The sequence below is a fragment of the Vibrio sp. V03_P4A6T147 genome (genome assembly GCF_002241085.1).
GTDB lineage: Bacteria > Pseudomonadota > Gammaproteobacteria > Enterobacterales > Vibrionaceae > Vibrio > Vibrio anguillarum.
In genome coordinates this window covers 1-4,006 of sequence record NZ_NDIO01000317.1, presented here as the reverse complement: position 1 = coordinate 4,006, position 4,006 = coordinate 1, and the positions used below count along the sequence as shown (strand labels likewise).

At 43.3% G+C, this 4,006-nt stretch carries 3 protein-coding genes; all 3 read right to left on the bottom strand.

The annotated features are described in order from the left end of the window. Positions 1 to 40: 40 nt before the first annotated feature. The 3 genes from hemH to htpG all read right to left on the bottom strand — a co-directional run bounded on the left by hemH (position 41) and on the right by htpG (position 3,992). Entirely contained in the window at positions 41 to 1,006 is a 966-nt protein-coding gene (gene hemH / locus B9J84_RS12430; RefSeq protein ID WP_019280865.1) for a ferrochelatase, read from the bottom strand. 115 nt (positions 1,007 to 1,121) lie between these two features. Then, positions 1,122 to 1,766, bottom strand: a complete 645-nt coding sequence (gene adk / locus B9J84_RS12425; RefSeq protein ID WP_013857306.1) for an adenylate kinase — start codon at positions 1,764 to 1,766, stop codon at positions 1,122 to 1,124. A 318-nt stretch (positions 1,767 to 2,084) separates the two neighbouring features. After that, positions 2,085 to 3,992 (bottom strand): molecular chaperone HtpG, encoded by a 1,908-nt coding sequence (gene htpG / locus B9J84_RS12420; protein WP_013857307.1) that lies wholly within the window; start codon positions 3,990 to 3,992, stop codon positions 2,085 to 2,087. Positions 3,993 to 4,006 lie beyond the last annotated feature (14 nt).

The window sequence follows — 4,006 nt, the reverse complement described above, 5'->3', positions numbered from 1 at the left end:
CTATAGTGACCGTTTTTGTACCAGAAAAGAATTCAACTCATCAACGCTTAACTAAGGAAGCCATCATTTCTATATGCATTGCCGAATCATTTAGGCACTCAATGTAGGTAAACAATTCTCCACCAGCGTGAATAAAAGTTTCTTTACCTTGCTCAGCTATCTCTTCTAGGGTTTCTAAACAATCCACCGAGAAGGCGGGTGTGATGATATCCAACTTTTTAATACCGCGGCTTGGCAGAGCCTCTAATGTTTTATCCGTATAAGGCTGTAGCCACTCTTCACGTCCAAAAATAGACTGGTAGGTCATGCCGATTTGGTCAGCATTCAAACCAAGCTCTTGTGCCAAAAGTTCTGTGGTTTTTTGGCAATGCTGTGGGTAGATATCACCGTTATCGGCGTATCGCTTAGGGATACCGTGGTAGGAACAAAGCAAATAGTCACCTTGCCCGTTACGTTGCCAAGAGTCACGGACTTTACTCGCCAAAGATCGTATATAAGCAGGGTGATTATGATAATCACGAATAAAACGTAAATTGGGCGTCACAGGGATACGTTTCATCGCTTTGGCAAGGCCATCAAACACGGCAGCCGTAGTAGTACCAGAATATTGAGGGTACAGAGGCAGCACCACAATCTCTTCAACACCACGCTCCAATAATGTGTTGATACCCTCTAAAAGGCTTGGTGAACCATAGGTCATACCAAGTTCCACTGGTGTACCGAGATACTGTTCTAACGCTTGCACTTGGCGTTTAGAGTACACCATCAAAGGAGAGCCTTCTTCCATCCAGACAGATTGATATAACTTAGCAACCTTGGGGGCTCGCAGCGGAAGAATCACACCATGTAATAATGGACACCAGATCCAACGACTCATATCAACCACACGTTGGTCATGTAAAAATTGGCTTAAAAATCGTTTTACTGCCGATGCCGTCGGTTCACTCGGCGTTCCCAAGTTAACCAATAGCACACCCTGTTTTTGATTATTTTGCATTACTTCCATTCATCCATTTCATTGTTAATTATTGAGTACGAATTCGCGGCAGGAAAGTTCATAAAAAAAGCGACCTTTAGGTCGCTTCCACTATAACAAAGTTAACAAGCCTATACTGAGCCAATTATGCTAATGCTTTCTCAATATCAGCGCTAACTTGAGCAACTGGCTTAGTGCCATCAAATTTTAGGTATTTCGTATTACCCATTTGTGCTTCTTTACCGTAGTAAGTGATCAGTGGCGCTGTTTGCTCGTGGTAAACACCTAAACGAGCACGAACGGTTTCTTCTTTGTCATCATCACGAACGACAAGATCTTCACCTGTTACGTCATCTTTACCTTCCACTTTTGGCGGGTTGTAAATGGCGTGGTAGGTACGACCAGAAGCCAAGTGAGCACGACGTCCCGCCATACGCTCAACAATAACGTCATCGGCAACATCAAACTCAATCACATAGTCAACATTAATACCCATTGCTTTTAAGCCATCAGCTTGAGGAATCGTGCGAGGAAAACCATCGAGTAAAAAGCCCTTTTCACAATCGGCTTGGGTGATGCGTTCTTTGATTAAGCCAAGGATGATTTCATCAGAAACAAGTTGACCAGCATCAATCACTGATTTCGCTTTTTTGCCAAGTTCAGTACCTGCTTTAATCGCAGCACGTAACATATCACCAGTAGAGATTTGTGGAATACCGTACTTCTCCATGATGAATTGAGCTTGAGTGCCTTTACCTGCACCGGGAGCACCTAGAAGAATGATGCGCATGTTTAATCCTCTTTAGAAAATTATGATTTATACCGAAGCTCACAACCAGATGAGACTTAAAACCAACGGTAAGTTTCGGTATAACGGTAATGAGATGAGTGAATAATAATTCGGCAAGCAACATACACAGCTTACCGATCGCATTCAAGCGATGCATTCTAACATACAAATTTAAGCGACTAACCAGATTAAGACTAAAGAATATAATCTTGGCCGGATGTTCGCTGCAAGTTTACCTAAAATATCGCTCGTTCTCAGCAGAGAATCGCTATTCAAAGCAAAAAGCTCGCAGTTGCGAGCTTTTGGTTAGCCAGTTAGCTATTCAACCTTAGTCAAAAGCTGATTAATTGCGGTTAAGAATTGTGACGGATCTTCCATCGAACCACGCTCAGCGAGCGTCGCTTGACCTAGTAAAACTTCAACCCAGCGACCAAATACTTGCTCATCCGCTTCATCGGCCATCCGTTTCACTAACGCATGTTCAGGGTTAAGTTCCAAAATATACTTCACCTCTGGTACCGGTTGACCAGCCGCAGCAAGCAATTTTGCCATCTGCGTACCCATCTCATAATCGTCGGTCACAACAACCGCAGGAGTACTTGCCAGTTTAAAGGTAGTTCGAACCTCTTTGACACGATCGCCAAGGTACTGCTTCGTACGTTCAACCACCGATTTAAACTCTTCTTCAGTCTCTTTATGCTTCTCTTTTTCCGCTTCATCTTCGAACTGGCTCAGATCTAGCCCTGCTTTGGTGATGGATTGGAACATTTTTCCATCAAACTCAGTGAGGTAGTTCATCAACCACTCATCAATGCGATCAAACATTAAAATAACTTCGATACCTTTGGCTTTAAACTGCTCTAGATGCGGGCTATTTTTGGCCGCTGCATAGCTATCGGCGGTGAGGTAGTAGATTTTATCCTGCCCCTCTTTCATCCGTTCAACATAAGCCGCTAAACTAACCGTTTGCTCTGCTGAGTCAACCTCGGTCGAGGCGAAGCGCAATAGGCTGGCGATCTTCTCTTTATTAGCAAAATCTTCTGCAGGCCCCTCTTTAAGCACCAAACCAAACTCTTTCCAGAAGGTTTGATATTTATCAGCATCATTGCTCGCCATACGTTCAAGCATAGTCAATACACGCTTGGTACAAGCATTACGCAATGATTGAGTCACCTTGTTATCTTGTAAAATCTCGCGTGACACATTGAGCGGTAAATCGTTTGAGTCGATTAAGCCACGTACAAAGCGCAAGTAGGACGGCATAAATTGCGCAGCATCATCCATGATAAATACACGCTGAACATAAAGTTTCAAGCCTGATTTATGATCGCGATTCATCATATCCCAAGGTGCTTTCGCTGGAATATAAAGTAGGCTGGTATAATCGTTTTTACCTTCTACACGGTTATGGCTCCACACCAGTGGGTCAGCATAATCATGGGAAACGTGCTTATAGAACTCTTGATACTCTTCATCACTGATTTCTGACTTAGAACGCGTCCACAACGCCTGTGCTTTGTTGATTTGTTCCCACTGGGTCTCTTCAGTCTCGTTACCTTCGTCATCACGAACTTTGGTTTGGATAGAAACTGGAATTCCAATGTGGTCTGAATATTTAGAAATCACATCACGCAGACGCCATTCAGAAAGGAACTCTTTGCCTTCCTCTCGCATGTGCAAAATGATATCGGTTCCACGAGACTCTTTATTAATGCTTTCTACTGTATATTCACCTTCACCTTGTGAATACCATTGAACCGCTTCGTTAGCGGGTAAACCCGCAGCGCGAGTTCTTACAGTGACCGCATCAGCGACGATGAAGGCCGAGTAAAAACCCACCCCAAACTGACCGATAAGCTGAGAGTCTTTAGATTGATCTTGGGATAGTTTAGAGAAAAACTCCGCTGTGCCGGATTTTGCAATCGTACCTAGATGTTCAATGACATCTTCGCGGCTCATACCAATACCGTTATCTGAAATGGTCAGCGTATTCGCTTGGGTATCAAACGATAATTTAACGCCTAAGTTGGCATCACCTTGATATAAATCGGCATTAGACAACGCTTGAAAACGAAGTTTATCCGCAGCATCAGAGGCATTTGAAATTAATTCGCGAAGGAAGATCTCTTTATTGGAATAAAGAGAGTGAATCATAAGATGAAGTAACTGTTTGACTTCAGATTGAAAACCACGAGTTTCTTTATTGGTAGTAGCCGTTTCGCTCATACTAGCTCCATAAC

Coding starts and splice junctions, on each gene's coding strand:
- hemH (WP_019280865.1), bottom strand. CDS start 1,006: ATGGAAGTAATGCAAAATAATCAAAAACAGGGTGTGCTATTGGTTAAC.
- adk (WP_013857306.1), bottom strand. CDS start 1,766: ATGCGCATCATTCTTCTAGGTGCTCCCGGTGCAGGTAAAGGCACTCAA.
- htpG (WP_013857307.1), bottom strand. CDS start 3,992: ATGAGCGAAACGGCTACTACCAATAAAGAAACTCGTGGTTTTCAATCT.